Here is a 26734-nt window from a genome sequence, read left to right on the forward strand (position 1 = left end):
CCGGATGGCTGCGGTTTGCGCCGGAACGCTCTACTCGCCGGTCCATCCCGAGCGCGTCAGCTCGTACCAGACTTCGCCATGCTCCCTGCCCGGAATCGGATCGGACGACTCGGTCGGCGTCGTGCGGGCATAGGTCATGCCGATCTTTTCCATCACGCGGCGCGAGGCCTGGTTCACCGCCATCGTGGTTGCCACGATCCTGTCGTAGCCGCCGGTTTCGAACCCCCAGTGCACGAGTGCCGAAGCGCCCTCCGAGGCCAGGCCCTGGCCCCAGTCCATCCGGCGCAGGCGGTATCCGAGTTCGGCCAGCGTGTCGCTCTCCGGCCACAGGCAGAACCACCCGACGAAGGCGCCGTTGCCCGTGCGGCGCGCCGTCCAGACATAAGGCTCCGTTCCGCTGGGCATGAGGAATGTCGCGTTCGGATCGACCCGGTCACGATCGACCGTGTGCCCGCCGTTCAGGAAGCGCATGACCTCGGGATCACGCTCGAGCGCGATAAAGTCGGTGCAGTCATCGCGACAGCAGGGGCTGAGTGTGAGGTGCTTCGTCTGCAGAACGGCCATTTTCGAACATCCATCCATGTCCCGGCAATCTGCGACAGTCGCGCAATACGGTCAATGTGCAGGCTGATAAACTGGCATTATGCACAACCATGTCGGAGCAGCGCAGACGGGCGTCTGGAGCAGGAGGCCGGTGATAGAATCCGGTTTGCGGGACGCACAGCGTTACCGGCTTCACGCCGGGTGGTCGCCGTCCGGCTCGGGGTCGTTTTCGTATTCATATGCGTCGCAGAACAGCTTGCCGTTGCGGCCCCAGTCTTCCCGGCTCACGTCGGTGAAGATGAAATTGATCGTTTCGGGTTTGCATTGCGCGATGCGGGCGAATTCACGGGTCAGCACTTCGGCCAGTTCCCGTTTCTGCTCAAGCGTGCGCCCCGGAAACCAATCGACACGAATGAAAGGCATGATGGATCTCCTTCTTGCAGCCGGTTTGCATCCAGCGAAACGACAGGCAACGGCGTCGCCAGCCGATACTGGTTAGCCGGTTGCCGGCGTCATTCCCAATCGGATTTGCCGTTGCCGTCTTATCCGCTTTTCTTATGGCGGCAGTTCGATCGATGCCGGATTGAGGGAAAACCGGCCCGAAAGGTGTTCTTTGTCGCCGGGCCTGCCAGCTTCGCCTCGACGGACGGACGGGAGGAGGTCATAGTCCGGCGGTCGGTGTCGCCGTTCGGTGTGGCGCCTCCTGATCAGTGGGTTCGATAATGCGCGTTTCTCTTCGTCACTTCCGTTTCTTCGTTGCCGTTGCCGAAACCGGGCAGGTGTCGAAGGCGGCCGCGGCCCTGTTCACGTCGCAGCCGGCGGTGACGGAAGCGATCAAGACGCTCGAAACCGACATGGGCGTCAAGCTGTTCAACCGCAGCCCGAAGGGTGTGACGCTGACCTATGAGGGGGCGATCTTCCTGCAGCATGCCCAGACCGTGCTTGCCGCCGCCGTGGATGCGATGCTGGCGCCGCAACAGGTGCAGCGGGACATGGCGGGGCAGATGACGCTCGCATGCACCCATACCGTGGCGGGCTATTTTGTCACGCCGTTGCTGTCGCGGTTCCGGCGGATTTTTCCGGGTATCGAGGTCAACCTCGTCGAATTCGAGCGGCCGGAGATCGAGCGGCGGGTCCTGTCGGGCGAAGTCGACCTGGCGGTCTGCCTGCTTTCACCGCTCGAAAGCGGCGACCGGATCGAGACCGAATTGCTGGTGCGGTCGAAGAGAAGGCTGTGGCTGCCCGCCAACCACGCCTTGCTGGAGCGCAAATCCATTTCGCTGCGCGACATACAGGCCGAGCCCTACATCATGCTGGCGGTGGACGATGCCGAGGAGACGACGCTCTCCTATTTCCGGAATGCCGGCCTGGAGCCCAACGTCGTCTTCCGCACCACGTCGATGGAGGCCATCCGCAACGTCGTGGCCGAGGGTTTCGGTGTCACCGTCCTGTCGGACATGGTCTACCGGCCGTGGTCGCTCGACGGCATCAGGCTCGCTGCGGCCGCCATTTCCGATACCGTGCCGAGCATGGATATCGGCCTCGTCTGGAGCCGCAGCGCCGGGCTCAGCCGCGATGCGAAAGTCTTCGTCGACGTCTGCCGTTCGGGCTCGGGCATCCTGGGCGGCATCGTGTACGACGAGCCGCAGTGAGGCGGCGCCCATTATCGGAAATTCCGAATTTCAATATCCTGCAATAAGATTATCAAACGGCGATCCCGGCCTGTAGCCTTGTTTTCTCACGTTAAAGCAAGGGGATATGGCATGGTCCGCAAGACAATCGACATCAGCTGCGACATGGGGGAAGGGTTTGGCCCCTGGCAGCTCGGCTCCACCAACGACGAACAGCTGATGACGCTGATCAGCTCGGCAAACATCGCCACCGGTTTCCATGCCGGCGACCCGAACCTCATGGACCTGTCCATCCGCCGGGCGCTCGGCAACAATGTCGCGCTCGGCGCCCATCCGGGCTTCCGGGATCTGCAGGGTTTTGGCCGCCGCAGGGTCGAGGCCAGTGCCGAGGAGATGGTCAACGACATCGTCTACCAGATCGGCGCGATCAGGGAGTTCGCCCGGCTGCACGGCGCAAGCCTGCAGCATGTCAAGCCGCATGGGGCGCTCTATATGGCGCTGGCCGCGGACGAGGCTGCATCGACCGTCTTCGTCAACACCATGCGTCGCATCGCCCCCGATACCTTCATCTACTGCATGGGCGCCTCCGCAACCTACAGGATCGCCGCTGAGCAAGGCCATCCGGTCGTGCGCGAATTCTATGCCGACCGCGAATATGACACGACCGGCAAGATCGTCTTTACACGCAAACCCGACGACTACAATCCGAAGAAGGCTGCCGACCGCGTGTTGCGCGCCTGCCTTGAAGGCAAGGTCCGGCCGATCGACGGGGAGGATATCGACGTCGGCTTCGAATCCATCTGCGTGCATTCGGACACGCCGGGCTCGGTCGAACTGCTCGTCGCCATCCGGGAAACCCTCACCGCAAACGGCATCGAGATCGCGCCGCCGTCGGCCGCAACGGCCCGGGCGGCGGACCAAGCCCCGCCGCGCTGAAAGCAGGGGTGGGAACGGGACCGCAAGCTTGTCCGCGGTCCCGCCTTGTCCTCAAGCGTACCAGATGCCGTCGGCAATGGCGGTGGAAACGCCGGTGACATTCTCGTTGCTTTCGGAGAAGCCGACCAGCGCCTCCGCCTTGGAGAGACCGCTGTTCAGGCGGTCTTCCCAGTAGCTGATGCCCGCGGTTTCGCCGGCGCGGCCGAGCACGTTTTCGTAGAGCTTCTGCACGAACTGGAGATTGGTGGGGTCGGCGCCGTAGATCGACTTGAATTCAGCCGAACCGATGAAGCCCGATGCAACATCGAGCAGCGTCTTGCCGCCATCCATGGATTTGATCCAGTAGGACAGTCCCGCCGTGTCCGGCGTGCGGTCGAAGGCCGCCTGGTAGATACGATAGGACTGGCCGGCGGCGCCGTTGAAATCGAAGGCGAGGATACCGTCCTGGAACTGCAGGCGCTCGATGCCGACCTGCTGGAAATCATATCCGGCACCATGCACGGTCACCTTGTGTGTGGCGGCATCGTAGGTGACGCTGACGTCGGAGAAAATCTTGGCGATCGTCGCGAAATCGAGGTCGCCGGTGGCCGGGCCGGGATCGACCGGACCGCCGGTGTTGAATTCCGGGATATCCTTGATCAGGGTCGTCGACGGATATTTCGCAAGAAGAGCGTCGACCGAGTTGACGAATTCGGCTTTGCCGATCTCGAAAAGATGCGGATTCTTCTCCAGTTCCTGTCGGGCCAGATCAAGATTGCTTTCGATTTCGGGGGTTAATTGCCCATAGGCCTTGAGAAGCTGCTCGACCTTATCGAAGAGCGCTCCGAAATCCGTGATGTTTAGACCGGCGACACCCGATTTCGCCAATTGAATAAAACCGGCGAGATCGCCGATCGTCATTTCTACTGCCATTTTAAGCCTCCTTTTGTTGCGGCGAGTAGAAACGCAGTGGTTTTCCCTGTCAATTTTACCCGCGTAAGATTTACGGCAAAACAACGTCCTCTCACCCGAACGGGTGATGCAGCGCCGGGGGGCGAATGAATGTTCTGCGCTCTACTGGACGGATACGGTTGTCAAAGCTTCTCAAGACGTTAAGGTAATCCGGAGTCCAGTGCCGAAGAAATGCGACTGACGGGCTGCAGGTGAGGCGTTTTGCGGCGGTAAACGGGGTGCGTACAATGGGAGATTGTAGATTTCTCTGCAGGCAGGCGGCCGGCTTGCCGGGCGGAGAGGAAAGCGTGGCGCCGTCGCCAGAGAGGGAGCGTCGCGATGCGCCCGCCCTGCGCGGCAGGCCCCGGCACGCCAGACGGGCCTGAGGGAAGGATGTTCGCTCCCGTTTCCCGACTTTTCCTGTTCATCGTCTTGATCGCGCTCGCGATCTTTTTCACGTGCGCACTCGCCTCGAACCAGGCGGCCAGCCATCTCGGCCTGCGGGTGGCAGAAAAGAGACTGGCCGATGGCGGTTTTGCCGGCGTGGTCGATGGCAAACCGGCCGCGATCTTCGGCGTTGCGCGCCTCTCGCCCGGCGGCCACGCGCCGGACCTCGCTTCCGTCGACGGTTTCGAACGCCATGCGGCGGACCGGCCGGACGATGCCGTCTTCTTCGAAGCGGACGATTTTATCGAAGAGCCGGACATGCTTGCCTCCTACGCGGCCAGCAACCGGTTCATGGCGCGCCAGGGCGCACTGGCGGAGATCTTGCGCGGTCCGTTTACGGTCGTTTACAGGTCCGGCGTCGATGCGCCACTTGCGGCCGCCCAAATATTACCGGCGCCGGATCGCGACCTGTCTCAGCTGGGGTCGGATTTTTTCGTGCAGATCGGCGCGGCCTCCTGCATGCTGCTGATTGCCGCCTTCCTCGTGACCCTGCGCCCCGGAAACGGTCCGGCGCTGGCCTTTGCCATGTCGGGGCTCGGAGCCGCGGTAGCGGCGCTGACCGCGGCGATCTACAGCTCGCGCGACATCGCGCTGGATGTCGCCCTTTTCAGGACATTGTCGGTCTTCAACCAGATCGGTACGTTCCTGTTCGGCATCGGCGTGATCTATCTCTTTGCCGTCTATCCGGTCCGTCTCGTTTCCTGGCGGCAGCTGTGGCCGGTGCCGCTCGTCTGTGGCCTGTTGGTGTTTGCCTATCGCCTGCAGCTTCTGCCGCATGAATGGGTGACGCCGCACATCGGCATCGTGCTGCTGCTGGTCGGCATCGTCGTCCTGGTCGTCGCCCAGTATCGCGCCACACGCGGCAATCCCGCCGATCGCGCCGTCATGCTGTGGCTCGGCATGTCGGTCATCACCGGCGCCGGTTCCTTCGTGCTGTTCGTCACCGTACCGGTCGTCATGGGGCTGCAGGTCGTGTTGTCGCAGAGTGTCGCCTTCGTTCCGCTGGCGGCGATCTATGCCGGGATAGCCGTCGGTATCGCACGGTATCGCCTCTTCGATCTCGGCCGCTGGGCCTATCGCCTGGCTTTCTACACGCTGGCGATCATGCTGATCGTCGCCGCAGACCTGGCGATCGCCTTTGCGCTCCGGCTGTCGCCGTCCAATTCGCTCGGCGCGGCGGTTCTTCTGGCCGGCTTCGTCTACATCCTGTTTCGCGACCTGGCTCTGCGCCGCATGCTGGCCCAGCGCCAGCCGGAAATCGTCAACCTCTACCGCCAGACCAATGCGGTGGCGTTCCAGCCCTCGGCCGCCGGCAAGGAGGAGAACTGGGCGCGCATGATCACCGGACACTTCAATCCGATGGCCAGCGAATTCCTTGGTAAATCGAACGACGGCAGGCCTTGCCTGCTGGAAGAGGGGCTGGGGCTCGCCATCCCCGCCTATCCCTGGTCGCGCGCCATGACGCTGCAGCTGGCGGAACGGGGCGGCCGGCTGTTCAACAGGCGCGACCTGGATCTGGTCGAGCAGCTCGCCAGCCTGGTGCAATCCGCCGAAAGCGACCGCCTTTCCTACGAGCAGGGCGTGCTCGAAGAGCGTCGGCGCATCGCCATGGACCTGCACGACGATGTCGGCGCCCGGCTGCTGTCCGGGCTTCATGCCAGAAGCGAGGCGCATCGGCAGGAATCGATCATGGATGCGCTGTCGGATATCCGGCAGATTTCCAGCGGGCTCATCGGCCGCGACGTCGTGCTCTCGGAACTCATCGGACACCTTCGCCACGAAACGCGCAACCGCGCCGAAATGCACGGCTTCACCCTGGACTGGCCGCTGACCCCCGCCGACGATTCGCAGCGCATCCTTCCCTACCAGGTCCATCGCAATTTTAACGCGGCGCATCGAGAGGCGCTGTCGAATGCGCTGAAACACGGCCTGCCCGGAAAGATCACCGTGCGGACCGAAGAGAGCGAAGGCCAGCTCATCCACGAGATCAGCAATGCCTCGGGCGATCCGGAAGACGCCGCACCCCACCGTGAGGGACGCCGGCTCGGATCCGGCAACATCCGGCTTCGGGCAACCAGGCTCAACGGCAGCGCCGAGACGGAATGGCGCGATGGCCGCTTCATGCTGCGGCTGGTTCTGCCGCTCGCGCCGACGGGCGCAGGAGAATAACATGGACGTGGTATCGGCTCGCAACGTCATCGTCGTCGAAGACAACCGGGAAACACGCCAGTGGATCTGCGAGACGTTGCGCCATCATTTCGATCGCGCCAACCCTCTGCCCGCCGCCAATTGCGAGGAAGCCGAAGCCATTCTGGCCGATGCCGAGGCGCATGGGCACAAGATCGACCTGGCATTGGTCGACATCAACCTGCCCGACGGCAGCGGCATCGCCATCATCCAGCGGATCGCCCGCAGCTTTCCGGAAACGCTGCCCGTCGTGGTGACGATTTTCGAGGATGATGCGACGCTGTTCAACGCGCTGGCCGCAGGTGCCCGCGGTTATGTCCTCAAGGGGGTGAAAACCGAAAGCCTGGTGGAGCAAATCCGGCGCATCGAACACGGCGAACCGCCGATCTCGCCGCAGATCGCCCACCGCATCCTTGCCTATTTCCGCGGAAAGCTGCCGCATGTGCCGGTGCAGGATGCAGCTGACAGCACCGACCGGCTGACGCAGAGGGAAATGGAAATCCTGCGCCTGCTCGGCAAGGGCCTGACCGCCATGGACATCAGCGTCGCGCTCGGCATTTCCCGCAATACCTGTACCACCCACATCAAGGCGATCTATCGCAAGCTCGGCATCTCCACCCGCGCCGAGGCAGCGCTGGAGGCGAACCGCCGCGGCCTTGTCTAAGGCATGTCGCGACACGTTTTTGAGCAATGCCGGCAAGGTGTGCGACGCTGCCGGTGGGCAAGGTTCTGGCGAACAGGCGATTTTTGCCGTATTGTCGGTCGTTTACCGCACCGCAAACGGAGTCCGATATTGAGCGTTGCCTTCGTCAAGGAAGAGAGTGCCGAAGCTGCTTCCGAAACCCTTCTGCCCGACCGCCCCGTCTCGCCCCATCCCAACCTGGTGACCCGGGCGGGGCTGCAGGCGCTGGAGCAGCAATTGCGGCTGGCGCGCGAAGCCTATGATGCGGCCGGTTCGATCGAAGACGTCAACGAGCGGCGGCGGCAGGCGGCCGGCCCCCTCAGGGACCTGCGATATCTTGCAGAGCGCGTCCGCACCGCCCAGGTCATGCCCGATCCGGCATCCACCGAGGTCGTCGTCTTCGCGAGCACGGTGACCTTCCACCGGGACGACGGGCGGGTGCAGACCTACCGTATCGTGGGCGAGGACGAAGCCGATCCGAAAGCCGGCTCGATTTCCCACGTGTCGCCGGTGGCAAGGCTGCTGATGGGCAAGGCCGTCGGGGATGTGGTCACTGTCGGCAACCAGGAACTCGAAATCGTCGCCATCGCCTGATCGCATCCTCGTGCTCAAGCCGGCAGCAACGCGGATTAAAACGCGGCCCCGGCAATTGGCGGATTGAGGCGGCCGGCAACACAGGCTATCCACGGCGTTGAGAAAATGCACCAGCCACGAACGAAGGCTCCCTGCCGCATGAATCCAGACTTCCTCGTCACCCATTCCGGTGGTTTCCACGCCGACGAACTCCTGTCCAGCGTCGTCCTGACCCGGCTTTTCCCGCAGGCCCGGCTGGTCCGCAGCCGCGCGCCGGAATGGATCACCCCCGGCGCGGACCGGATCATCTATGACGTCGGCGGCGCCTATGATGCCGAAGGCGGGATTTTCGATCACCATCAGCGCGGCGCCCCGCTGCGCGAGGATGGCCAGCCCTACAGTTCCTTCGGCCTGATCTGGAAACATTACGGCCGCGATTACCTCCTGGCCCTTGGCGTGCCGGAGGCGCATGCCGAAACGATCCATGCGTCCTTCGATGCCAAATTCGTGCTGCCGGTCGACCTGATGGACAACGGCGCGCTCAATCCCTCCGTTGCCGGCCCGCTGGCCGACCTGACGTTTCCGGCGCTGATCGAAACGTTGAAGCCCGTCTTCGACGACAACGAGCCGGGTGCGGACGACCGCGCCTTCCAGGCGGCGCTGTCGATCGCGCGCAGCTTCGTGGAGGCAGGCCTGGCGCAGAGCGCCGCGAAACTGCGGGCGGAAAGCCTGGTCTTCCGCGCCATCGAGGCAGCCGGCCCGTCGCATGTCGTCGAATTGCCGATGGGCATGCCGTTCCGCGCCGCCATCGTCAAGGCCGGCGCCGACCACCTGCTGTTCGTCGTCCATCCGCGCGACAAGGACTGGTGCCTGACCGGGATCCGCCGTGCCGACGAAGGTTTCGAGCTGCGGGCCGACCTGCCGGCGGGCTGGGCCGGACTGAGCAATGGCGAACTGGAGGCGGTTTGCGGCGTCGAAGGTGCAAGCTTCTGTCACAAGGGCCTGTTCATCGCTGCCGCCAAGACCCGTAAGGCGGCGCTGGCGATGGCCGACCTGGCCGTCCGGGAGGCGCTGGCGGCCGCCGCCTGACCGCCCCGCCACCATCACAGCCGCTTCCTGGCCCTTGAATGACGCGCAGGAGTTCTTAAGTGAAGCTTACCGAGGCTTCATGAGCTCGGCACGTCACAATGACTTTGAAAGTAGGTGGCCAATATGGAAAGCAGACAGATAACCATCCGAGACCTCAGCGTCGCCGAACGCCAGGAAATCTTCGTCACCATTGCCCAGACCCTGGAAGGCAACGCCCGCGAAGCCTTCGTCGAAGGCGACAAGCAGTTTGCCCAGCTCTCCAACAACATGGCGGAAGCGATCCGCATCAATGTGGACGAGCTGTCGCGCAACGATCCCGATACGGCCGAACGCGTGCTGCAGCAGGCAGCCGCCATCATCTCCAAGTTCAAGGCCGGACATCCCCACCAGATGCCGAGCACGGCAATCCACTGACAGGTGGCCTGACAGCGGAACGGGTGACGGGCAACGGCCTGTTTCCCGGATGCCGGCGGGAGGCGTCAGCGGCTCTCCACCATCTGGCTGAGATAGGTCGGATCGAACTGCGCCAGCGCCGTCAGCCGCGGCCAGTCGAGAATGGTGATGGTCTGGTTGACCCAGGTCAGCAGGCCGTCACGGCGCAGGGGCTGCAGCGTCTTGTTGAGATGCACCACCGAGATGCCGAGCACATCGGCCAGCTCCACCTGCGTCAGCGGAAAATGGAAGCTGAAATCCACCGTCTTCTTCACCGCCTTCAACCGCACGTAAAGCTCACAGACCAGATGGGCGAGATGCGCCTTCTTCGAGCGTCGCCCCATGGCCACGATCCATTCCCGGTGGATGGCCCCGTCGATCAGCGTGTCCAGCCATAAAAGCCGCGACAGATGCGGCTGGGTTTCGGTAATGTCTTTCAAATAGGTGTGATCGGCAAAGCCGACGTGACAGGCCGACAGCGCGATGATGCCGTGATCCATGGTTTTCAGCAGGAAGGCATGCAGGTCCATGAAATCGCCGGCGACATGCAGCGCCGTGATCTGCCGCGTGCCATCCGCCATGAATTTGTAGCGCGCGGCAAATCCCTCCAGCAGCACGGCGCTCTGAGTGGGTCGCGATCCCTCGCTGACTATATCCTCGTCGACGAGAAAAAACCGGTCTCGCGTCACGATTTGCCTGAGGGTTGTCTGTTCCGCGTTTGTCAGTATGTCGCGGTTCGACAGATTCAATAACAGCGACTCAATCAAAGTATGCCCCGCCAATAGTATATGGCGGTCGGTAATGCATGTGGAGCAGCCGCACATTTAACTTTTACAAGTCGTGGCGCGATTCATCGATATTTATGAAGCCATCCGGCGGCGGCCGGGTGCGTCGACCAAGGTGATTTTCGCCCTGGCCGCGATTCCGCTTGGCGCAATTATGCAGTAGGGTCACGGCCTGTTTCTGGTCGCGGATGCTTTTTCATGACACTTTCCGGCAAGCGTATCCTTCTCATCATCTCCGGCGGCATTGCTGCCTACAAGAGCCTCGACCTGATCCGTCGCCTGCGCGAACGGGGTGCCGGCGTTCGCCCGCTGATGACGGCCGGCGCGCAGCAGTTCGTCACGCCGCTTGCCGTCGGCGCGCTCGCCGCCGATCACGTCTTCACCGACCTGTTTTCCCGCGAGGACGAGCAGGATGTCGGCCATATCCGGCTGGCGCGTGACTGCGACCTGATCCTGGTGGCGCCTGCCACCGCCGAACTGATGGCGAAGATGGCCAACGGCCTGGCCGATGATCTCGCCTCCACCGTGCTGCTTGCCGCCGCAAAACCCGTGCTGGTCGCCCCGGCGATGAACCCGGTGATGTGGGGCGCTGCCGCCACCCGCCGCAATGTCGCGACACTGAAGGGCGACGGCATCCGCTTCATCGGCCCCGCCGCTGGCGAGATGGCCGAGAGCGGCGAAGCCGGTATCGGCCGCATGGCGGAACCGCTCGACATCGTTGCCGCCGCGGAACGCCTGCTCGACGACGGGCCGAAGCCGCTTGCCGGCCGCACGGCGATCGTGACGTCAGGACCGACGCATGAGCCGATCGATCCGGTGCGCTACATCGCCAACCGCTCCTCCGGCCGCCAGGGCCATGCGATCGCCGCGGCGCTGGCGGCACTCGGCGCCGAGGTGACGCTGGTGTCCGGTCCCGTCACCATCCCCGATCCGGCCGGCGTGACGACCGTCCATGTCGAACGCGCCGAAGAGATGCGCGATGTGGTGATTTCGCGCCTGCCCGTCGATATCGCCGTCATGGTTGCCGCCGTCGCCGACTGGCGGGTCGCTTCCTCTTCGGGGCAGAAGATCAAGAAGCAGCCGGGCGAGGCGCCGCCACCATTATTACTGACGGAAAATCCGGATATCCTGAAAACGGTCGGCCATCATGAAAACCGGCCGGCGCTGGTGGTCGGTTTTGCCGCCGAAACCCAGTCGGTGGAAGAAAACGGCCGGGCGAAACTCGAACGCAAGGGCGCCGACATGATCGTCGCCAACGATGTTTCGCCGGAGACCGGCATCATGGGCGGCAGCCGCAACCGGGTGAAGATCATCAGCCGCGACGGCGTCGCCGACTGGCCGGACCTGCCGAAGGACGCTGTGGCCGAACGCCTCGCGGCGCTGATCGCTGAAACGCTCGGAGCAAAGATCGGCGCATGAGTTCGGATCTGTTCAGCCGCGACGGTTTCGATGCCTTCCTGGCCGGCCTGCCGGCCGTCTCCTTCGTCGACCAGTGGGAAGCGCATGTCGCCAAGGTGGACGACAAGGTGTTTGCCGCCCTCGGAGACAGCAATTGCAACTGGGGCGACAAGATCGTCATCAAGGTCAGCGAAGAAAGTTTCGAGATCCTGACGGCAATCGAGGAAATCGGCCAGGCCGCCTATTTCGCCAAGCGCAAATGGGTGTCGGTCGGGCGCGCCGCGCCGCTGGGAGAGAACGAGTTGCGGCATTATATCCGCCGCTCTTACGAACTCGTCGCCGCTGGCCTGACCAGGAAGCGCCGTGGCGAACTGTCGATCAGCCTGCCGCTTCCATGAAGGCCGCCGCGCCGCGGCCGGGCGCCTTTTCCAGCGGCTGGAACAGCGCGGTTTCGAGGCCGTTTTCGCTGACGATGACGGCGCTGCCATCGGGGATTTCCACCCAGGTATCCGCCTCGTCGTTCAGCGGTTCCGAGACAAGACAATAGCCGCCACCCTTGCCGATCGGCGCCGCATAAAGGGTCGGCGCCCTGGCGTCGCTGGCGTAACGCACGGCATAAAGCGACTTGCCGTCGGAAAAGGCGGTGGTGAAGCGCACCAGCACCTCGCCCGTCAGATGTTTCGACAGCCGTTCGACGAAGGCAAGCGTTTCGGCCATCGCGCCGAGCGGATCGCTGCGCAGGCCGAATTGCAGTGCGAGCAGGAAGATCAGCTCGGAATCCGTCGTGCCCATGCGGGCCTGAAACAGCTCGTCATCCAGCATCGTCTCCATCGGCCGGCGCAGCCGGGCGAAGTCGCCGATCTGGCCGTTGTGCATGAAGGACCAGTTTTCGTGGATGAAGGGATGGCAGTTGTCCCGCCGCGTGCCGCCATGTGTGGCTGCCCGCACATGCGCCAGGAACAGCGGCGAGCGGATCTGCCGCGCGATGCTGCGCAGGTTGCAGTCCGACCAGGCCGGCAGGATGTCGCGATAACGGCCGGGGTCCGGCCGGTCGCCGTACCAGGCGACACCGAAACCGTCGCCATTCGTCGCCGTCTTCGCCCGCGTGGCGCAATGCGACTGCTCGATCAACGAATGCGCAGGCGAAGAAACGAGTTCCTCAAGATAGAGAGGATCTCCGCGATAGGCGGCCCATCGGCACATGGTTCACTCCGGTCCAGTGGCGAGAGATGAAATGTCAGCTTTGTAAAAAATGCCTAACGAAGCATTAAAACAAACCGTTTCTCTTCCGAAATCCCGGCAGAATCGTGTTTTTGCCAGTCCTGGCATGGGAATGGCGAGAAATACCGCCTGCCAAAGCGAAGAATCCCCGGTGGAGAATGAGCGGCGCGGCTTCCCATCATGCCGGCTTCGGCTAGAGTCCCTGCCAACAAGAACAGGCGTGGGAGAACAGCATGTATCGGCTTTACGGGTCGGCGGGATCGGGCAGTGCGGCGGTCGAGGCGGCGCTGGCGGAAAGCGGCGCAAATTATGTCACGGTGACCGTCAACACCGGCGAAGGCGAACATCTCGCCGCCGAATTCGCCGCGGTCAATCCCCGCAGACAGGTTCCGGCACTGGAATTGCCTGACGGTTCCGTCATGACCGAGAGTGCCGCCATGATGCTGCATCTCGCCGATGCCTTTTCTGCCGCCGGGCTTGCCCCGCCGCCCGGCTCTTCTGCCCGTGCCCAGCACGATCGCTGGCTGCTGTTCATGGCGGTGAACATCTACGAGGGTGAATTGCGCCGCTTCTATTCCGACCGCTATACCGACGATGCCGGCGGCACTAAAGCCGTCGAAAGCAACGCCTATGCCTATGTGCAGCGCCATTATGCGATGATCGAGGACGCCATCGGCGCCGGCCCGTTCCTGTTCGGGGCGCAGCCGAGCATGGCCGACATCTATCTCTGGAACCTGGCGAGCTGGATGGATCGCGCCTGGCTTTCCGCCGCATGCCCGAAGCTATCGAGGCTGGTCGCGGCGGTACGCGAACGGCCGCTGGTAGCGCCGATCCACAATGCGCATTTCGACGAAGCGTAGGCCGGAGAAAGCGCTTGGCACTTGCCATGGGTTTCGCATCAGCCTGAGATTTATCGGAGAACATAGATGACCACGGCAGACCCACGCCTTTCCTTCGTCGCCGAACTGGCCGTCACCATTGCCGAGCCCTATATGATCGGCAATGTCGGTCCCGGTATCCGCGAGGTGATCCCGATCACCGGCGGCACGGTGACCGGCCCGCGCCTGAACGGCATCGTCCTGCCCGGCGGCGCGGACTGGTGCCTGACACGGCCGGACGGCATTTGCGACATCTGGGCGCGCTACACGCTGAAGACCGACGACGGCGTGCTGATCTCGCTCGTCAATGCCGGCACCTGCGGGCAGGATGCCGAGGGCAACTTCGTCGGCAAGACCGTGCCGCAGTTCGAGGTGGAAGAGGGGCCTTATACCTGGCTGCGCCACGGCCATTTCGTCGGCACGCTTCTCACCGATGCCGGCGGCACGCTGGCCCGGGCGAGATTGTACGAGGTGATGTGAGGCGCGGATGCATATCGACGGCGGATGCCATTGCGGATACGTGACCTATGCTGCGGAGATCGATCCGGAGCGGGTGTCGATCTGCCATTGCAGCGATTGCCAGATGCTGACCGGATCGGCCTACCGGGTCACCGTCACGGCGCGGCGAGCGGATTTCCGGCTGTTGTCGAATGCCCCGAAACTTTATGCCAAGATCGGCGACAGCGGCCGTACCAGCCTGCAGTTCTTCTGCCCGGAATGCGGTTCGCCGGTCTATCGCAGCAGCGACGATCCTGACGATCACGAGATCGGCATCCGCCTGGGCGGCATCCGGCAAAGGCGGGAGTTGCGTCCACGGCGGCAGATCTGGTGCCGCTCGGCGCTTTCCTGGGTGGATGATATTGCCGAGCTTCCGCGATCATCGCAGGAATAGCTCCTCCGGAATGACACTGACGGTCATCGGGCAGCCGCGCGCGCGGCTGCCCCAAACCCTTTTCCGCTCAGACCCGTTCGAGCGCGATGGCGATGCCCTGGCCGACGCCGATGCACATGGTGGAGAGCGAATAGCGGCCGCCCGTCTCGGCAAGCTCCAGAGCAGCGGTGCCGGTGATGCGGGCGCCCGACATGCCGAGCGGATGGCCGAGCGCGATGGCGCCGCCATTGCGGTTGACCTTTGAGTCATCGTCGGCGATGCCGAGTTCGCGCAGCACGGCAAGCCCCTGGCTGGCGAAGGCCTCGTTCAACTCGACGACGTCGAATTTTTCCACGCCAAGCCCAAGCCTTGCCATCAGTTTCCGCGATGCCGGAACCGGGCCGATGCCCATGATGCGCGGCGAAACGCCGGCCGTTGCACCACCCAGAACCCGGGCGATCGGCGTCAGGCCATATTTCTTGGCTGCCGCCTCGGAAGCGACGATCAGCGCGGCAGCACCGTCGTTGACGCCGGAAGCGTTGCCGGCGGTCACGGTGCCGCCTTCCTTGCGGAAGGGCGTCGACAGCTTGGCGAGCGCCTCGATGCTGGTGGCGCGGGGATGCTCGTCCCTGTCGACGACGATGGCATCGCCCTTGCGCTGCGGGATGGTGACGGCGACGATTTCTTTGCCGAGCCGGCCGTTTGCCTGCGCCGCAGCGGCCTTTGCCTGGCTGCGCACCGCAAAGGCATCCTGGTCCTCGCGGCTCACCTTGAAATCCGCAGCGACGTTTTCGCCAGTCTCCGGCATGGAATCGATGCCGTATTGCTTCTTCATCAGCGGATTGACGAAACGCCAGCCGATTGTCGTGTCGTGGATTTCGGCATGCCGGGAAAAGGCGGTCTCGGCCTTGGGCATCACGAAGGGCGCGCGCGACATGCTTTCGACGCCGCCGGCAATCATCAGCTCGGCCTCGCCGGCCTTGATGGCGCGGGCGGCGGCGATGATCGCATCCATGCCGGAACCGCAGAGCCGGTTGATCGTCGTGCCCGGCACCGATTGCGGCAGGCCTGCCAGAAGCACCGCCATGCGGGCGACGTTGCGGTTGTCCTCGCCCGCCTGGTTGGCACAGCCGTAGATGACATCGTCCACCGCTTCCCAATCCACCGCGCCGTTGCGCGCCATCAGCGCCTTCAGGGGTGCGGCCCCCAGATCGTCCGTTCGCACAGACGACAAGGAGCCGCCGAAACGGCCGATGGGCGTGCGGATATAGTCGCAGATATAGGCTTCGGTCATGGTCGCATTTCTTTCCTGCAGGGCCCGGCGGGCCTTTTCGTGTGCCGTTCGGCACCCTCTCCGATTTTTCGCCGCCACATAACCCTCTCGACCGCTTCCCCGTCAATGCCCTGCCGGCAAATCGATGGGATGCCATCATCGCCGCCGTGCGGACTGCAGCGTCTTGACGCACGGCAGAGACATCGCTAAGTTTAGAATAATTCTAAACTGGAGTTGATGACATGCTCGGCCGCCTTTTCACGCGCCACAAACGCCTGTTCTCATCGCTGAGCGAGCAGGAAATCCTCGCCCTGGCGATCGCCTCGGAGGAAGATGATGCGCGGATCTACCTCGCCTACGCCGACCAGTTGCGGCAGCAATATCCGCATTCGGCCAAGGTGTTCGAAGACATGGCGGAGGTCGAACATACCCACCGCAACGTGCTGATCGACATGCACCGCCGGCGGTTCGGCGAGCGTATCCCGCTGATCCGGCGCGACCATGTCCGCGGCTTCTACGAACGCAAGCCGGATTGGCTGCGCGCCAACCAGTCGCTCGAGCAAATCCGCGCCGAGGCCGAACGCATGGAGGAGCAGGCGATCCGCTTCTACCGCGAGGCGGCCTCCGTCACCGGCGATGCCGACATCCGAAAGCTTCTCGGCGATCTTGCCGTGGCGGAGGAAGGGCACAAGGACATCGCCCATATGCTCGGCGAAAAACATCGCCCGGAAGACGCCCGCATCGAGGAAGACGAAACCGCGCGCCGGCAGTTCCTGCTGACCTATATCCAGCCCGGCCTTGCCGGCCTGATGGATGGCTCGGTCTCGACGCTGGCGCCGATCTTCGCCGCCGCCTTCGCCACCCAGGACACGTGGCAGACCTTCCTCATCGGCCTCTCCGCCTCGGTGGGCGCCGGCATCTCCATGGGTTTTACGGAAGCGGCGCATGACGACGGCAAGCTCTCGGGCCGCGGCTCGCCACTCAAGCGGGGCCTTGCCTCCGGCATCATGACCGCGCTCGGCGGCCTCGGCCACGCCTTGCCTTACCTCATCCCGCATTTCTGGACCGCCACGGCAATCGCCGCCGTCGTCGTCTTCATCGAACTCTGGGCGATCGCCTTCATCCAGAACCGCTATATGGAAACGCCTTTCCTGCGCGCCGTCTTCCAGGTGGTGCTCGGCGGTTCGTTGGTGCTGGCGGCAGGCATCCTGATCGGCAACGGATGATGCGTGGATATCTTCCAAACAACAAGGCCCGCCCCTCGCAGGGCAGGCCTGTTGAACAAATCGGTGGATGCAGGACTTATTGCAGCGCGCCGACCATGACGTCGGTGCCGTTCTCGATGGTCACCCAGCGGCCGGTGTTGAAAGTCGCCTGACGCTTCAGGAACGTGTAGGGTGTCTCGGACCACAGCTTGACCTCGTCGACGAGATTATCGAGCACGAAATCGCCTTCGGAGGTGCGCAGCGTCAAGACGGCATGGCCTTCGCCATCCGGCTTGCGCACAACGGTGATCAGCAGGTCGGAGGCCGAAAAACCGCGTTCCATCAGCTTGCGGCGCTTCAGGAGAACGAAATCCTCGCAGTCGCCGGCATCGGTCGGATAGGCCCAGACCTCGTCGCGGCCGAACAGTTCCTGGTCGGTCATCGGCGTGATCGTCTTGTTGACGTCCACGTTGATCTTCTCGACCAGCGACCAGCCGAATTCGGTGACATGCGGCGCAGCCGTGTTGCGGTTGCGGATGTTGCACTCGTCACGATACTTCTGGCAGAATTCGTAATGGCCGATCGGCTGGGAAGTCACGCCCCCGGTGATCATGGCGGGATGCGGCTTGGGCGCCGGCACGGCGATGGTCGCGGATGCAATGACGGCTACAAAAGCCACCAGCAGTCCCCTCGCACTCATTACAGCTTTCATGTGGTCGCCCCTCAAGTCTTAATAAAAAGTTAAGGGTCTTGGGGGCGAAGTGTCAATCATTACCGAAGCGTTAACGGAGAACATCAACGACTATGGTTAATATGCAACGAATCAGCCCTATTCCGCTGCCATTTCCCGGATCGCATCGCGCATGCGCTCGATGTCCTGCGGCCTTGATAGCCTATGGTCGCCGTCGCGGATGAGCGTCAGCACCACGTCGTCGGCCGGCAGATGCTCGACGAGTTTCAATGCATGCGTGTAAGGAACGTCGGCATCCTGCATGCCCTGCAGGATGTGAACCGGGCAATCGGTTGCGATGATGCCCTGCAGCACCCGGTTCTGCCGCCCATCCTCGATCAGCGCACGGGTGAAGATGTTGGGCTCGGGGCTGTAGTCCGACGGCTCCTCGAAATAACCGCGTTCGGCCAGCGACGTCCGCTCGGTTTCGGAAAGATTGGGCTCGATCAGTTCGGCGGTAAAATCGGGCGCCGGCGCGATCAGCACCAGTCCGTGCACCGCCGGCCGGCCGGCCTTCTTCAACTCCTGCAGCAACCGCAGGGCGATCCAGCCGCCCATGGAGGAGCCGACGAGCAGCACGCGGTCCGGCCCGACATGGGCGATGACCGCAAGCGCCTCCTCCAGCCAGCGGCTGATCGTGCCGTCGGTGAACGCGCCGCCGGACTGGCCGTGGCCGGAATAATCGAAGCGGATGGCGGCAAGGTCGAGCGTTTCGGCAAGTGCGTCCATCTCCACCGCCTTGGTGCCGGCCATGTCGGAGCGATAGCCCGAAAGCCACACCAGCGTCGGCCCCTGCCCGTCGGCGGCGGCGGGGCGGACGTGCATGGCGATCCGGCGCGAAGAATCCCCGTCTCCGACAGTCAGGAATTGCGGATCGGACGGCAGAAGGGAAGCAACCATGTCATAACTCCGGTAAAAGACGCGCGCTTTTTAAAGCAGATTCGCGAAAACCCTTACAGGAGGTGCTTTTTTCCTGGAAGCGTGCTATTGACTTCATCGTGGCAATCACGACATTGCCGTCAGTTGCGTTGACGGGCTCACGCGTGCCGCCGCACTCTTGAATCATCAAAGGAGAATACGACCATTCGCAGACCTTTCAAAGCCGATGCCCCAGTCAAGGACGGGCCGCGCGCCAACAGGGAAATCCGTATCCCGAAAGTTCAGCTTATCGACGCCGAAGGCCAGAATCTCGGTGTCGTCGCGACCGACCAGGCTCTCAAGCTTGCGGAAGAAGCTGGCCTCGATCTCGTAGAAATCTCGCCCAATGCCGAACCGCCGGTCTGCAAGATTCTCGATCTCGGCAAGCTGAAGTATTCGACGCAGAAAAAAGCCGCCGAAGCCCGCAAGAAGCAGAAGATCGTCGAAGTCAAAGAAATCAAGATGCGCCCGAACATCGACACCCATGACTATGAGGTGAAGATGAAGGCGATGAACCGCTTCTTCGAAGAAGGCGACAAGGTAAAAGTGACGCTGAAGTTCCGCGGCCGTGAAATGGCCCACCAGGAACTCGGCCTCAAGCTTTTGCTTCAGGTCAAGGAGGATACGCTCGGTATCGCCAAGGTCGAAGCCGAACCGAAGCTGGAAGGCCGTCAGATGATGATGGTCCTGGCGCCGAAATAAGGCCGCCGCCGGATACATGCACGAGCCGTCCTCAGGGGCGGCTTTTTGTTTTCCGGCCGTTCTCGCAAAATCCGTGAGCGGCCGGTTGCACTTTTGTGAAAGCGCGGTTATAAGCGCCCGTCCGAACGGTCCGGCAGGGCATGCCGTGGCCGTTCTTTATGCTTGAAGCTGGCCTCGTCCGCCGCTTCGATACAAGAACAATGGAGTAGCAAAATGCCCAAGATGAAGACGAAATCCTCTGCCAAGAAGCGGTTCAAGATCACCGCCACCGGCAAGGTCAAGGCTGCAGCCGCCGGCAAGCGCCACGGCATGATCAAGCGTTCCAACAAGTTCATTCGCGACGCCCGCGGTACCATGGTTCTCGCCGAACCCGATGGTAAGAAGGTGATCAAGAACTACCTGCCGAACGGTCTCTGAGACTCTTTCGCACTTTTGGATCAGATTTAAGGAGATCATGACATGGCACGCGTAAAACGTGGCGTAACGGCTCACGCCAAGCATAAAAAAGTCCTCAAGGCCGCCAAGGGTTTCTACGGCCGCCGCAAGAACACCATCCGCGCTGCAAAGGCTGCGGTTGACCGTTCCAAGCAGTTCGCGACGCGCGACCGTCGCGCCAAGAAGCGCAACTTCCGCGCCCTGTGGATCCAGCGTATCAACGCTGCCGTCCGCGATTTCGGCCTGACCTACGGCCGCTTCATCGACGGCCTGAACAAGGCTGGCATCGAAGTCGATCGCAAGGTCCTGTCCGACATGGCCATCCATGAGCCGGCTGCTTTCGGCGCGCTCGTCGAAGCCGCCAAGAAGGCGCTCGCCTACCTCAAGGACACGGGCACCCCGAACGAGTTTGAAGGCGCGGTCAAGTAACCAGCGCTTCCCAGACTTTTCGATAGTATTGGGAAACCCGCGCTGGCAGGGCTGGCGCGGGTTTTTTCATGTCTCCGTCACCTGAACGCGATAGGTGCGTTCGGATCATCGCCCGGCAGGAATCTGGAAATGTCCGATCTCGACAGTTTGAAATCATCGCTCCTGACGGAGATTGCCGCAGCGGCGGACGAAGCCGGCATCGAGGCCGTCCGTGTCGGCGCGCTCGGCAAGAAGGGTTCGGTCTCCGAACTGCTGAAGACGCTGGGCAGCATGTCCGCCGACGAGCGCCAGACGCGCGGCGCGGCGATCAATGCGCTCAAGACCGAAGTTACCGAGGCGATCACCGCCCGCAAGGCGGACCTCAAGGATGCCGCGATCGCTGCCCGGCTGAAGGCCGAAACGCTTGATGTCAGCCTGCCGGTACGCTCGTCGCCGGCCGAACGCGGCCGCATCCATCCGATCAGCCAGATCGTCGACGAAATCACCGCCATCTTCGGCGACATGGGTTTTTCGATCGCCGAAGGCCCCGACGTCGAGACCGACTACTACAATTTCACGGCGCTCAACTTCCCCGAAGGCCACCCGGCCCGCGAGATGCACGACACCTTCTTCTTCCAGCCGGATGAAAAGGGCGAGCGCAAGGTGCTGCGCACCCATACCTCGCCGGTGCAGATCCGCACCATGGAAGCCCAGAAGCCGCCAATCCGCATCATCATCCCCGGCAAGACCTACCGGCAGGATTCCGATGCGACCCATTCGCCGATGTTCCACCAGGTGGAGGGCCTCGTGGTCGACAAGACGGCCAACGTCGCCAATCTGCGCTGGGTGCTGGAAGAGTTCTGCAAGGCCTTCTTCGAGGTTCCCTCGGTGACGATGCGGTTCCGCCCGTCCTTTTTCCCGTTCACCGAGCCGAGCTTCGAAGTGGACATCCAGTGCGACCGTTCCGGCCCGATCGTCAAGTTCGGCGAAGGCACGGACTGGATGGAAATCCTCGGCTGCGGCATGGTGCATCCCAACGTGCTGCGCGCCGGCGGGCTCGATCCCGACGAGTACCAGGGTTTTGCCTGGGGCATGGGCCTCGACCGCATCGCCATGCTGAAATACGGCATGCCGGACCTGCGCGACTTCTTCAACGCCGATGTCCGCTGGATGAACCATTACGGTTTCCGCCCGCTCGACATGCCGACGCTGTTCGGAGGGTTGAGCCAGTAAGCGATGCCGACCCTGTTGATATGGCATGGATACAAGTTCCGGTTCTACGCCTCGGACGGGCCTGAACCGCCCCATGTCCATATCGTCAAGGAGGGCGGGTCGGCCAAGGTTTGGCTCGCCAGCATGGAAATGGCCTATAGTCACGGTTATAATGCGCGGGAGATCGCGGAGTTCTCCGCCAAAATCGCCGAGAACCGTGACGACTGGATGGAGAGGTGGAATGAGTTCTTTGGAATTTGAAACCGAAGAGATGCGGCCTGTTTCGGCAAGCTGCGACGCTCATTTCGTCTATGTGACGCTTGCCGACGGCCGGCAGATCCGGGCGCCGCTCTGGTGGTATCCTTTTTTGGCGACTGCGACACCCGAACAGCGGTCGAAGACGGAGTTGCAGTTTTCCGGTGTCTGGTGGCCGGAGATCGACGAAGGTCTGTCCGTCAAAGGGCTTCTTCTCGGCTGGAAGGCTCCCGGCGCAAAAGCCCCCGGGAAGGTTGCGTGATACGATGACCACACATGCAGGCGGCTGCCGCTGCGGTGCGATCCGTTTCGAGGCGAAGGCCGAGCCCATCCACATCAGCTACTGCCATTGCGGCGACTGCCGGCGGGCGAGCGGTGCGCCGGTTTCCGCCTTCGTCGGTTTTCGCGCCGATGATGTGGCTTTCTCCGGTGAGGCGGCCTCCACCTACGGCGCAGCGCCGATCACCCGCAGCTTCTGCGGCCGCTGCGGCTCGCCTATCGCTTATGCCGACGACCGGCTCGCCGGCCAGATCTACATGATGCTCGGCGCCATGGATGCGCCGGAACACTATCCGCCGCGCGTGCACGGTTACGTGCGCGAGCAGCTCGCCTTTTTCCATATCGACGACGGTCTGCCACGGATGGAGACGATCACCGTGCCAAGATCCCAAGGAGCACAGTTATGAAATTCACACTCTCCTGGCTGAAGGATCATCTCGACACCGACGCCACGCTCGACGAGATCTGCACGCGGCTGACGGCGATCGGCCTGGAAGTCGAGGATGTCGACGACAAGGCCGTCTACAAGCCCTTCGTCATCGCCCGTGTCCTGGAAGCCGAGCAGCATCCGCAGGCCGACCGGCTGAAGGTGCTGAAGGTCGATACCGGCTCCGGCGATCCGGTGCAGGTCGTCTGCGGCGCGCCGAATGCCCGCGCCGGCCTCGTCGGCGCCTTCGTGGCGCCGGGCACCTATGTGCCGGGTATCGACGTGACGCTCGCCGTCGGCACCATCCGCGGCGTCGAAAGCCGCGGCATGATGTGCTCCGAAAAGGAACTCAACATTTCCGACAATCACGACGGCATCATCGACCTGCCGGCGGATGCGCCTGTCGGCACGTCCTTCGCCACTTATGCCGGCCTTGACGATCCGGTCATCGAAATCAACCTGACGCCGAACCGGCCGGACTGCACCTCGATCTTCGGCATCGCCCGCGATCTTGCCGCCTCCGGCCTCGGAACGCTGAAAACCCGTCCCGCGCCGTCTTTCGCCGCGGAAGGCGAAACGACCGTCAAGCTCAGCATCGATCTCGACGACGAGAAGCTGTGCCCCGGTTTCGCCCTGCGGCTGGTGCGCGGCGTCAAGAACGGCCCGAGCCCGAACTGGATGCAGCAGCGGCTGATCGCCATCGGCCTGCGGCCGATCAATGCGCTGGTCGACATCACCAATTACATGACCTTCGACCAGGGCCGGCCGATGCACGTCTTCGACGCCGCCAAGGTGAAGGGCAATCTCACCGTCCGCCGCGCCACGGAAGGCGAAACCGTGCTGGCGCTCGACCAGCGCGAATACAAGCTGTCGCCCGGCAACGTCGTCATCGCCGATGACAACGGCGTCGAATCGATCGGCGGCATCATGGGCGGCGAACATTCCGGCTGCGACGACAACACCGTCGACGTGCTGATCGAATCGGCGCTCTGGGACCCGATGAACATCGCCAAGTCGGGCCGCACGCTCGGCATCATCACCGATGCCCGGTATCGTTTCGAGCGTGGCGTCGATCCGGAATACATGGTGCCAGGCCTGGAGCGGACCACGGAACTGGTGCTGGAACTCTGCGGCGGAACGGCGGCCAAGGCCGAAGTCGTCGGTTACAAGGGCCATGTGGCGAAAGTGGTCGAATTCCCGCTCACCGAAGTCAAGCGGCTGACCGGCCTGGAGGTTTCGGCGGAAGAGAGCCTGGATATCCTGAAACGACTTGGTTTCGGACCGCAGGGAATCGGGGATATTGATTCCGGCGCACGCATTCCGGTCACGGTTCCGTCCTGGCGCCCCGATGTCGACGGCAAGGCCGACCTCGTCGAGGAAGTGCTGCGCATCCACGGCGTCGACAACATCCGCCCGGCGCCGCTCTCCAACCATGCGGCCGTCAACGGCAAGATCCTGACGACGCTGCAGATCCGCACCCGCGCCGCCAAGCGGGCGCTTGCCTCGCGCGGCATGCTGGAAGCGGTCACCTGGTCGTTCATCTCCGAGGAGCAGGCAAAGCTGTTCGGCGGCGGCAAGCCGACGCTGAAGCTCGCCAATCCGATCGCCGCCGACATGTCCGACATGCGCCCCTCGCTGCTGCCGGGCCTGCTGTCGGCGGCGCAGCGCAACGCCGACAAGGGTTATGGCGACGTGGCGATCTTCGAAGTCTCGGGCACCTACGAGACGGACGCGCCGGAAGGCCAGCGCCGTGTTGCCGGCGGCGTGCGCCGCGGCACGGCATCGCTTGTCGGCGCCGGCCGCATGTGGTCGAACACGGCGAAGGGCGGCGGCAAGCCGGTCGATGTCTTCGATGCCAAGGCCGACGCGCTCGCCGTGCTGGAGGCCTGCGGCATGCCGATGACCAACGTGCAGATCGAGCAGGGCGGTCCCGACTGGTACCATCCCGGCCGCTCCGGCACGATCAAGATGGGACCAAAGGTGATCCTCGGTCATTTCGGCGAATTTCATCCGAAGACGCTGGAAGCGCTCGACGTTTCCGGCGCGCTTTGCGGCTTCGAGGTCTATGTCGATGCCATGCAGGAGCCGAAGAAGAAGGCGACCCGCACCAAACCGGCGCTCGACCTCTCGCCCTTCCAGGCCGTCAAGCGCGACTTCGCCTTCGTGGTCGATCGCGGCGTCGAGGCCGGCACCATTCTCAAGGCGGCCTCCAGCGCCGACCGCAAGCTGATTGCCTCGGTCAATGTCTTCGACGTCTTCGAAGGCGCCTCGCTCGGTGCCGACAAGAAGTCGATTGCCATCGAAGTGGTGATCCAGCCGGTCGAACGCACGCTGACGGACGAGGATTTCGAAGCCTTGACCGGCAAGATCGTCGCCAACGTCACGAAATCCACGGGCGGCGTGTTGCGCGCCTGAGGCGCAAAGCCATCGTCAAAAAAGAAGCGTCGCTCCGAAAGGGCGGCGCTTCTTTCTTTATAGCCGGGAAGGCGTCACTCGCCCGCGAGCAATTCCTTTTGTGTTTCAGCGGCTTCCGCCACCTTGATCGTCGCCACCCAGGCGCGGGCCAGCGCCAGGCCGGCGGCATCGGCGGGAACGCCGCGGGCGACGGCGAGTTCCGGGTGCTGCTCCAGCCAGCCCGGATGCAGCGTCTCCATCACCTGCGGCAGTTTCTGCCGCCAGTCGTCGACGACGGTGGTGCTGGCCTCGAAATGGAACTGGGTGCCATAGGCAGCGCGGCCGATGCGGAAGGCCTGGTTGCTCACCTTGCCGCTGGATGCCAGGTGCACCGCGCCCTCCGGTAGCGTGAAGGTGTCGCTATGCCATTCGAAGATCGGAAAATCTTCGCCGGCGGCCGAAAGCACCGGGTCGTCCTGCCCGGCCGGCGTCGTGCGGATGTCGTGCCAGCCGAACTCCACCGTCTGGCCGAGAATATTGTCGCCGCCATAACCGCGCGCCAGGATCTGGCTGCCGAGACAGATGCCGAGCACCGATTTACCGGCATCGCCGAAACCGCGCATCAGCGCGGCGAGCGCCGGCAGATAGGGATGCGTGTGGTCGTCGATGGCACTCTGCTCGCCGCCGAGCACCACCAGCGCATCGTGATCGTCAAGAGCGGGCAAGGCACCGCCGTTCCAGGGCTGGAAGATCTCGACCTTCGCGCCGGCTTCCGAAAGCGCGACGCCGACCTGGCCCAGATGAGAAACCACGGTGTTTTCAACCACTGCCACGCGCATGCTCATGCCACCTCTTGCGATCTCACTATCCGAATGGCCCTGCTGGCGACGCAGCGGGGCATTGTCGCGGAGGACAAGATCATGTCCGGCAAGGCGGTTCAAGAGCGGCGTCGGGTCATGGCCTCAGAATTGCCGGCCGATCCTGGCATCGACGGAGTGACGATTGGCGCCGCGGAAGGCGAAGAACAGGGTGATCGCCGCCCAGAGGATCGATTTTTCGGCGCCCATCAGGCCTTCGGCGCGCAGATAACCATGCACGTAGACGGTTACCAGAAGCACGATGGTGGCGGCAACGGCGGCCGGGCGGGTCAGCAGGCCGATGGCCAGCAGGATGCCGCCGAAGAACTCGGTGGCGGACAGCAGCGGCGACCAGAAGGCGCCCGGATAGAAGCCCAGTCCCTCGACCATCCCCGTCGCGCCAAAAGGATTGAGGATCTTGCCGTAACCGTGCACCGCAAAAAGACCGCCCGTCACGACGCGCAGCAGCGTTTCCGTCCAGGGAGTCAGCGCGGCATAGAGCGGTGCCAGTGCCGGAATGATCGGTTTCGGGCGTTCTTCGGTCATTTCCATTCCTTCCGTTCGAATCTGCCCGCATGCTGTGCGAAAACATCGCGGTCCAGGCAAGCCGGCCCAGGTCAAAACTTGACTGATCGAGTTGAATTTTCTGTGAGGCCGGCGTGAGCAGCCGTTGCCCGGCACGGCGGGCATGCTTAGATGACGAAAACAGCCGAGGACAGATCCGATGACCGAAAAACCCCGCATCACCATTCTTTACTGCACGCAGTGCAATTGGCTGCTGCGCGCCGGCTGGATGGCGCAGGAACTGCTGTCAACCTTCGGCGAATCGCTCGGCGAAGTGGCATTGCTGCCGGGCACCGGCGGCAACTTCGAAATCCACGTTAATGATCAGCTCATCTGGGAACGCAAGCGTGATGGCGGTTTTCCCGGCCCGAAGGAGCTGAAGCAGCGGGTGCGCGATATCATCGAGCCCGGCCGCGATCTCGGCCATACCGACAGGGTCTCGCACGAAAGCTGAGGACAGGCCATGCCGCCG

General features: G+C 63.2%; 32 protein-coding genes. 22 read left to right on the forward strand and 10 right to left on the reverse strand.

Features of this window, described 5'->3' with window-relative positions:
• Positions 1-30: 30 nt before the first annotated feature.
• Together DEM27_RS11670 and DEM27_RS11675 are read right to left on the reverse strand one after the other, a co-directional pair.
• The gene (locus DEM27_RS11670; RefSeq protein WP_109458409.1) at positions 31-564 is read right to left on the reverse strand and encodes a GNAT family N-acetyltransferase; all 534 of its coding nucleotides are present in this window, start codon (positions 562-564) and stop codon (positions 31-33) included.
• 171 nt (positions 565-735) lie between these two features.
• The gene (locus DEM27_RS11675) at positions 736-966 is read right to left on the reverse strand and encodes a tautomerase family protein (RefSeq protein ID WP_109458410.1); all 231 of its coding nucleotides are present in this window, start codon (positions 964-966) and stop codon (positions 736-738) included.
• Positions 967-1265: 299 nt separating this feature from the next.
• Between DEM27_RS11675 and DEM27_RS11680 the strand changes: the two genes are divergently transcribed.
• Positions 1266-2195, forward strand: a complete 930-nt coding sequence (locus tag DEM27_RS11680) for a LysR family transcriptional regulator (protein WP_109458411.1) — start codon at positions 1266-1268, stop codon at positions 2193-2195.
• A 111-nt stretch (positions 2196-2306) separates the two neighbouring features.
• Positions 2307-3110 (forward strand): 5-oxoprolinase subunit PxpA, encoded by an 804-nt coding sequence (locus tag DEM27_RS11685; protein WP_109458412.1) that lies wholly within the window; start codon positions 2307-2309, stop codon positions 3108-3110.
• Positions 3111-3161: 51 nt separating this feature from the next.
• Here DEM27_RS11685 and DEM27_RS11690 read toward each other — a convergent pair whose 3' ends face one another.
• Positions 3162-4022 (reverse strand): DUF4214 domain-containing protein, encoded by an 861-nt coding sequence (locus DEM27_RS11690; RefSeq protein WP_109458413.1) that lies wholly within the window; start codon positions 4020-4022, stop codon positions 3162-3164.
• 411 nt (positions 4023-4433) lie between these two features.
• Between DEM27_RS11690 and DEM27_RS33980 the strand changes: the two genes are divergently transcribed.
• The 5 genes from DEM27_RS33980 (at position 4434) to DEM27_RS11710 (ending at position 9432) form a co-directional block, all read left to right on the forward strand.
• Positions 4434-6656 (forward strand): sensor histidine kinase, encoded by a 2223-nt coding sequence (locus tag DEM27_RS33980; RefSeq protein WP_165823400.1) that lies wholly within the window; start codon positions 4434-4436, stop codon positions 6654-6656.
• Position 6657: 1 nt separating this feature from the next.
• The gene (locus DEM27_RS11695; RefSeq protein ID WP_165823401.1) at positions 6658-7338 is read left to right on the forward strand and encodes a response regulator; all 681 of its coding nucleotides are present in this window, start codon (positions 6658-6660) and stop codon (positions 7336-7338) included.
• Between the two features lie 129 nt (positions 7339-7467).
• A complete protein-coding gene (gene greA, locus DEM27_RS11700) occupies positions 7468-7950 on the forward strand; it encodes a transcription elongation factor GreA (protein WP_109458415.1) in 483 nt (160 codons plus the stop codon).
• Positions 7951-8088: 138 nt separating this feature from the next.
• Positions 8089-9018: an MYG1 family protein gene (locus DEM27_RS11705; RefSeq protein ID WP_109458416.1), complete on the forward strand. Its 930-nt coding sequence runs from the start codon at positions 8089-8091 to the stop codon at positions 9016-9018.
• A 123-nt stretch (positions 9019-9141) separates the two neighbouring features.
• Complete coding sequence (locus tag DEM27_RS11710; protein WP_109458417.1) at positions 9142-9432, forward strand: hypothetical protein; 291 nt, start codon at positions 9142-9144, stop codon at positions 9430-9432.
• 65 nt (positions 9433-9497) lie between these two features.
• Here the strand turns inward: DEM27_RS11710 and DEM27_RS11715 are convergent, their stop codons facing one another.
• Entirely contained in the window at positions 9498-10217 is a 720-nt protein-coding gene (locus tag DEM27_RS11715; RefSeq protein WP_109458418.1) for a Crp/Fnr family transcriptional regulator, read from the reverse strand.
• A 216-nt stretch (positions 10218-10433) separates the two neighbouring features.
• Here DEM27_RS11715 and coaBC point away from each other — a divergent pair, with 216 nt between their 5' ends.
• A complete protein-coding gene (coaBC, locus tag DEM27_RS11720) occupies positions 10434-11654 on the forward strand; it encodes a bifunctional phosphopantothenoylcysteine decarboxylase/phosphopantothenate--cysteine ligase CoaBC (RefSeq protein ID WP_109458419.1) in 1221 nt (406 codons plus the stop codon).
• The gene (locus DEM27_RS11725) at positions 11651-12031 is read left to right on the forward strand and encodes an MmcQ/YjbR family DNA-binding protein (RefSeq protein WP_109458420.1); all 381 of its coding nucleotides are present in this window, start codon (positions 11651-11653) and stop codon (positions 12029-12031) included. The genes coaBC and DEM27_RS11725 overlap by 4 nt, the downstream gene beginning before the upstream one ends.
• Here DEM27_RS11725 and DEM27_RS11730 read toward each other — a convergent pair.
• Complete coding sequence (locus DEM27_RS11730; RefSeq protein WP_109458421.1) at positions 12012-12836, reverse strand: class II glutamine amidotransferase; 825 nt, start codon at positions 12834-12836, stop codon at positions 12012-12014. The genes DEM27_RS11725 and DEM27_RS11730 overlap by 20 nt on opposite strands.
• Before the next feature lie 251 nt (positions 12837-13087).
• On the opposite strand from DEM27_RS11730, the gene DEM27_RS11735 reads away from it, so the two are divergent.
• The 3 genes from DEM27_RS11735 to DEM27_RS11745 all read left to right on the forward strand — a co-directional run bounded on the left by DEM27_RS11735 (position 13088) and on the right by DEM27_RS11745 (position 14624).
• Positions 13088-13714, forward strand: a complete 627-nt coding sequence (locus DEM27_RS11735; RefSeq protein ID WP_109458422.1) for a glutathione S-transferase family protein — start codon at positions 13088-13090, stop codon at positions 13712-13714.
• Positions 13715-13780: 66 nt separating this feature from the next.
• Positions 13781-14212 carry a DUF3237 family protein gene (locus DEM27_RS11740; RefSeq protein ID WP_109458423.1) on the forward strand — a complete coding sequence of 144 codons (432 nt, stop codon included), beginning with the start codon at positions 13781-13783 and terminating at the stop codon, positions 14210-14212.
• A 7-nt stretch (positions 14213-14219) separates the two neighbouring features.
• Positions 14220-14624: a GFA family protein gene (locus DEM27_RS11745; protein WP_109458424.1), complete on the forward strand. Its 405-nt coding sequence runs from the start codon at positions 14220-14222 to the stop codon at positions 14622-14624.
• Between the two features lie 67 nt (positions 14625-14691).
• Here DEM27_RS11745 and pcaF read toward each other — a convergent pair whose 3' ends face one another.
• Positions 14692-15897, reverse strand: coding sequence for a 3-oxoadipyl-CoA thiolase (pcaF, locus tag DEM27_RS11750; protein WP_109458425.1), 1206 nt, complete (start codon positions 15895-15897; stop codon positions 14692-14694).
• Positions 15898-16118: 221 nt separating this feature from the next.
• Between pcaF and mbfA the strand changes: the two genes are divergently transcribed.
• The gene (mbfA, locus tag DEM27_RS11755; RefSeq protein WP_109458426.1) at positions 16119-17102 is read left to right on the forward strand and encodes an iron exporter MbfA; all 984 of its coding nucleotides are present in this window, start codon (positions 16119-16121) and stop codon (positions 17100-17102) included.
• A 76-nt stretch (positions 17103-17178) separates the two neighbouring features.
• Here mbfA and DEM27_RS11760 read toward each other — a convergent pair whose 3' ends face one another.
• Both DEM27_RS11760 and DEM27_RS11765 read right to left on the reverse strand, forming a co-directional pair.
• Positions 17179-17781, reverse strand: coding sequence for a transglutaminase-like cysteine peptidase (locus tag DEM27_RS11760; RefSeq protein ID WP_109458427.1), 603 nt, complete (start codon positions 17779-17781; stop codon positions 17179-17181).
• Between the two features lie 129 nt (positions 17782-17910).
• Positions 17911-18711: an alpha/beta hydrolase gene (locus DEM27_RS11765; protein ID WP_109458428.1), complete on the reverse strand. Its 801-nt coding sequence runs from the start codon at positions 18709-18711 to the stop codon at positions 17911-17913.
• A gap of 183 nt (positions 18712-18894) precedes the next feature.
• On the opposite strand from DEM27_RS11765, the gene infC reads away from it, so the two are divergent.
• The 8 genes from infC to pheT all read left to right on the forward strand — a co-directional run bounded on the left by infC (position 18895) and on the right by pheT (position 24862).
• Positions 18895-19431: a translation initiation factor IF-3 gene (gene infC, locus DEM27_RS11770; RefSeq protein WP_109458429.1), complete on the forward strand. Its 537-nt coding sequence runs from the start codon at positions 18895-18897 to the stop codon at positions 19429-19431.
• 213 nt (positions 19432-19644) lie between these two features.
• On the forward strand, positions 19645-19848 hold the full coding sequence (gene rpmI, locus DEM27_RS11775; protein ID WP_109458430.1) for a 50S ribosomal protein L35: 204 nt from the start codon (positions 19645-19647) through the stop codon (positions 19846-19848).
• Positions 19849-19890: 42 nt separating this feature from the next.
• Positions 19891-20295, forward strand: coding sequence for a 50S ribosomal protein L20 (gene rplT, locus DEM27_RS11780; RefSeq protein ID WP_109458431.1), 405 nt, complete (start codon positions 19891-19893; stop codon positions 20293-20295).
• A 129-nt stretch (positions 20296-20424) separates the two neighbouring features.
• Complete coding sequence (pheS, locus tag DEM27_RS11785; protein ID WP_109458432.1) at positions 20425-21507, forward strand: phenylalanine--tRNA ligase subunit alpha; 1083 nt, start codon at positions 20425-20427, stop codon at positions 21505-21507.
• Between the two features lie 3 nt (positions 21508-21510).
• On the forward strand, positions 21511-21747 hold the full coding sequence (locus tag DEM27_RS11790) for a DUF4160 domain-containing protein (RefSeq protein WP_109458433.1): 237 nt from the start codon (positions 21511-21513) through the stop codon (positions 21745-21747).
• Positions 21728-22003, forward strand: a complete 276-nt coding sequence (locus DEM27_RS11795) for a DUF2442 domain-containing protein (RefSeq protein WP_109458434.1) — start codon at positions 21728-21730, stop codon at positions 22001-22003. The genes DEM27_RS11790 and DEM27_RS11795 overlap by 20 nt, the downstream gene beginning before the upstream one ends.
• Before the next feature lie 4 nt (positions 22004-22007).
• Complete coding sequence (locus DEM27_RS11800; RefSeq protein ID WP_109458435.1) at positions 22008-22427, forward strand: GFA family protein; 420 nt, start codon at positions 22008-22010, stop codon at positions 22425-22427.
• Positions 22424-24862 carry a phenylalanine--tRNA ligase subunit beta gene (pheT, locus tag DEM27_RS11805; RefSeq protein WP_109458436.1) on the forward strand — a complete coding sequence of 813 codons (2439 nt, stop codon included), beginning with the start codon at positions 22424-22426 and terminating at the stop codon, positions 24860-24862. The genes DEM27_RS11800 and pheT overlap by 4 nt, the downstream gene beginning before the upstream one ends.
• Positions 24863-24936: 74 nt before the next feature.
• Here pheT and DEM27_RS11810 read toward each other — a convergent pair whose 3' ends face one another.
• Positions 24937-25680 (reverse strand): type 1 glutamine amidotransferase, encoded by a 744-nt coding sequence (locus tag DEM27_RS11810; protein WP_109458661.1) that lies wholly within the window; start codon positions 25678-25680, stop codon positions 24937-24939.
• Between the two features lie 123 nt (positions 25681-25803).
• Positions 25804-26244, reverse strand: coding sequence for a DoxX family protein (locus DEM27_RS11815; RefSeq protein ID WP_109458662.1), 441 nt, complete (start codon positions 26242-26244; stop codon positions 25804-25806).
• A 178-nt stretch (positions 26245-26422) separates the two neighbouring features.
• On the opposite strand from DEM27_RS11815, the gene DEM27_RS11820 reads away from it, so the two are divergent.
• The gene (locus tag DEM27_RS11820; protein ID WP_109458437.1) at positions 26423-26716 is read left to right on the forward strand and encodes an Rdx family protein; all 294 of its coding nucleotides are present in this window, start codon (positions 26423-26425) and stop codon (positions 26714-26716) included.
• The last annotated feature ends 18 nt before the right edge of the window (positions 26717-26734 follow it).

The organism is Rhizobium album (assembly GCF_003122325.1).
Classification (GTDB): Bacteria; Pseudomonadota; Alphaproteobacteria; order Rhizobiales; family Rhizobiaceae; genus Metarhizobium; species Metarhizobium album.

What these genes read in the sequence shown, in the direction of transcription:
- DEM27_RS11670 (WP_109458409.1), bottom strand. Translation starts at nt 564, where the DNA reads ATGGCCGTTCTGCAGACGAAGCACCTCACACTCAGCCCCTGCTGTCGC.
- DEM27_RS11675 (WP_109458410.1), bottom strand. Translation starts at nt 966, where the DNA reads ATGCCTTTCATTCGTGTCGATTGGTTTCCGGGGCGCACGCTTGAGCAG.
- DEM27_RS11680 (WP_109458411.1), top strand. Translation starts at nt 1,266, where the DNA reads ATGCGCGTTTCTCTTCGTCACTTCCGTTTCTTCGTTGCCGTTGCCGAA.
- DEM27_RS11685 (WP_109458412.1), top strand. Translation starts at nt 2,307, where the DNA reads ATGGTCCGCAAGACAATCGACATCAGCTGCGACATGGGGGAAGGGTTT.
- DEM27_RS11690 (WP_109458413.1), bottom strand. Translation starts at nt 4,022, where the DNA reads ATGGCAGTAGAAATGACGATCGGCGATCTCGCCGGTTTTATTCAATTG.
- DEM27_RS33980 (WP_165823400.1), top strand. Translation starts at nt 4,434, where the DNA reads ATGTTCGCTCCCGTTTCCCGACTTTTCCTGTTCATCGTCTTGATCGCG.
- DEM27_RS11695 (WP_165823401.1), top strand. Translation starts at nt 6,658, where the DNA reads ATGGACGTGGTATCGGCTCGCAACGTCATCGTCGTCGAAGACAACCGG.
- DEM27_RS11705 (WP_109458416.1), top strand. Translation starts at nt 8,089, where the DNA reads ATGAATCCAGACTTCCTCGTCACCCATTCCGGTGGTTTCCACGCCGAC.
- DEM27_RS11710 (WP_109458417.1), top strand. Translation starts at nt 9,142, where the DNA reads ATGGAAAGCAGACAGATAACCATCCGAGACCTCAGCGTCGCCGAACGC.
- coaBC (WP_109458419.1), top strand. Translation starts at nt 10,434, where the DNA reads ATGACACTTTCCGGCAAGCGTATCCTTCTCATCATCTCCGGCGGCATT.
- DEM27_RS11725 (WP_109458420.1), top strand. Translation starts at nt 11,651, where the DNA reads ATGAGTTCGGATCTGTTCAGCCGCGACGGTTTCGATGCCTTCCTGGCC.
- DEM27_RS11730 (WP_109458421.1), bottom strand. Translation starts at nt 12,836, where the DNA reads ATGTGCCGATGGGCCGCCTATCGCGGAGATCCTCTCTATCTTGAGGAA.
- DEM27_RS11735 (WP_109458422.1), top strand. Translation starts at nt 13,088, where the DNA reads ATGTATCGGCTTTACGGGTCGGCGGGATCGGGCAGTGCGGCGGTCGAG.
- DEM27_RS11740 (WP_109458423.1), top strand. Translation starts at nt 13,781, where the DNA reads ATGACCACGGCAGACCCACGCCTTTCCTTCGTCGCCGAACTGGCCGTC.
- DEM27_RS11745 (WP_109458424.1), top strand. Translation starts at nt 14,220, where the DNA reads ATGCATATCGACGGCGGATGCCATTGCGGATACGTGACCTATGCTGCG.
- pcaF (WP_109458425.1), bottom strand. Translation starts at nt 15,897, where the DNA reads ATGACCGAAGCCTATATCTGCGACTATATCCGCACGCCCATCGGCCGT.
- mbfA (WP_109458426.1), top strand. Translation starts at nt 16,119, where the DNA reads ATGCTCGGCCGCCTTTTCACGCGCCACAAACGCCTGTTCTCATCGCTG.
- DEM27_RS11760 (WP_109458427.1), bottom strand. Translation starts at nt 17,781, where the DNA reads ATGAGTGCGAGGGGACTGCTGGTGGCTTTTGTAGCCGTCATTGCATCC.
- DEM27_RS11765 (WP_109458428.1), bottom strand. Translation starts at nt 18,711, where the DNA reads ATGGTTGCTTCCCTTCTGCCGTCCGATCCGCAATTCCTGACTGTCGGA.
- rpmI (WP_109458430.1), top strand. Translation starts at nt 19,645, where the DNA reads ATGCCCAAGATGAAGACGAAATCCTCTGCCAAGAAGCGGTTCAAGATC.
- rplT (WP_109458431.1), top strand. Translation starts at nt 19,891, where the DNA reads ATGGCACGCGTAAAACGTGGCGTAACGGCTCACGCCAAGCATAAAAAA.
- pheS (WP_109458432.1), top strand. Translation starts at nt 20,425, where the DNA reads ATGTCCGATCTCGACAGTTTGAAATCATCGCTCCTGACGGAGATTGCC.
- DEM27_RS11790 (WP_109458433.1), top strand. Translation starts at nt 21,511, where the DNA reads ATGCCGACCCTGTTGATATGGCATGGATACAAGTTCCGGTTCTACGCC.
- DEM27_RS11795 (WP_109458434.1), top strand. Translation starts at nt 21,728, where the DNA reads ATGAGTTCTTTGGAATTTGAAACCGAAGAGATGCGGCCTGTTTCGGCA.
- DEM27_RS11800 (WP_109458435.1), top strand. Translation starts at nt 22,008, where the DNA reads ATGACCACACATGCAGGCGGCTGCCGCTGCGGTGCGATCCGTTTCGAG.
- pheT (WP_109458436.1), top strand. Translation starts at nt 22,424, where the DNA reads ATGAAATTCACACTCTCCTGGCTGAAGGATCATCTCGACACCGACGCC.
- DEM27_RS11810 (WP_109458661.1), bottom strand. Translation starts at nt 25,680, where the DNA reads ATGCGCGTGGCAGTGGTTGAAAACACCGTGGTTTCTCATCTGGGCCAG.
- DEM27_RS11815 (WP_109458662.1), bottom strand. Translation starts at nt 26,244, where the DNA reads ATGACCGAAGAACGCCCGAAACCGATCATTCCGGCACTGGCACCGCTC.
- DEM27_RS11820 (WP_109458437.1), top strand. Translation starts at nt 26,423, where the DNA reads ATGACCGAAAAACCCCGCATCACCATTCTTTACTGCACGCAGTGCAAT.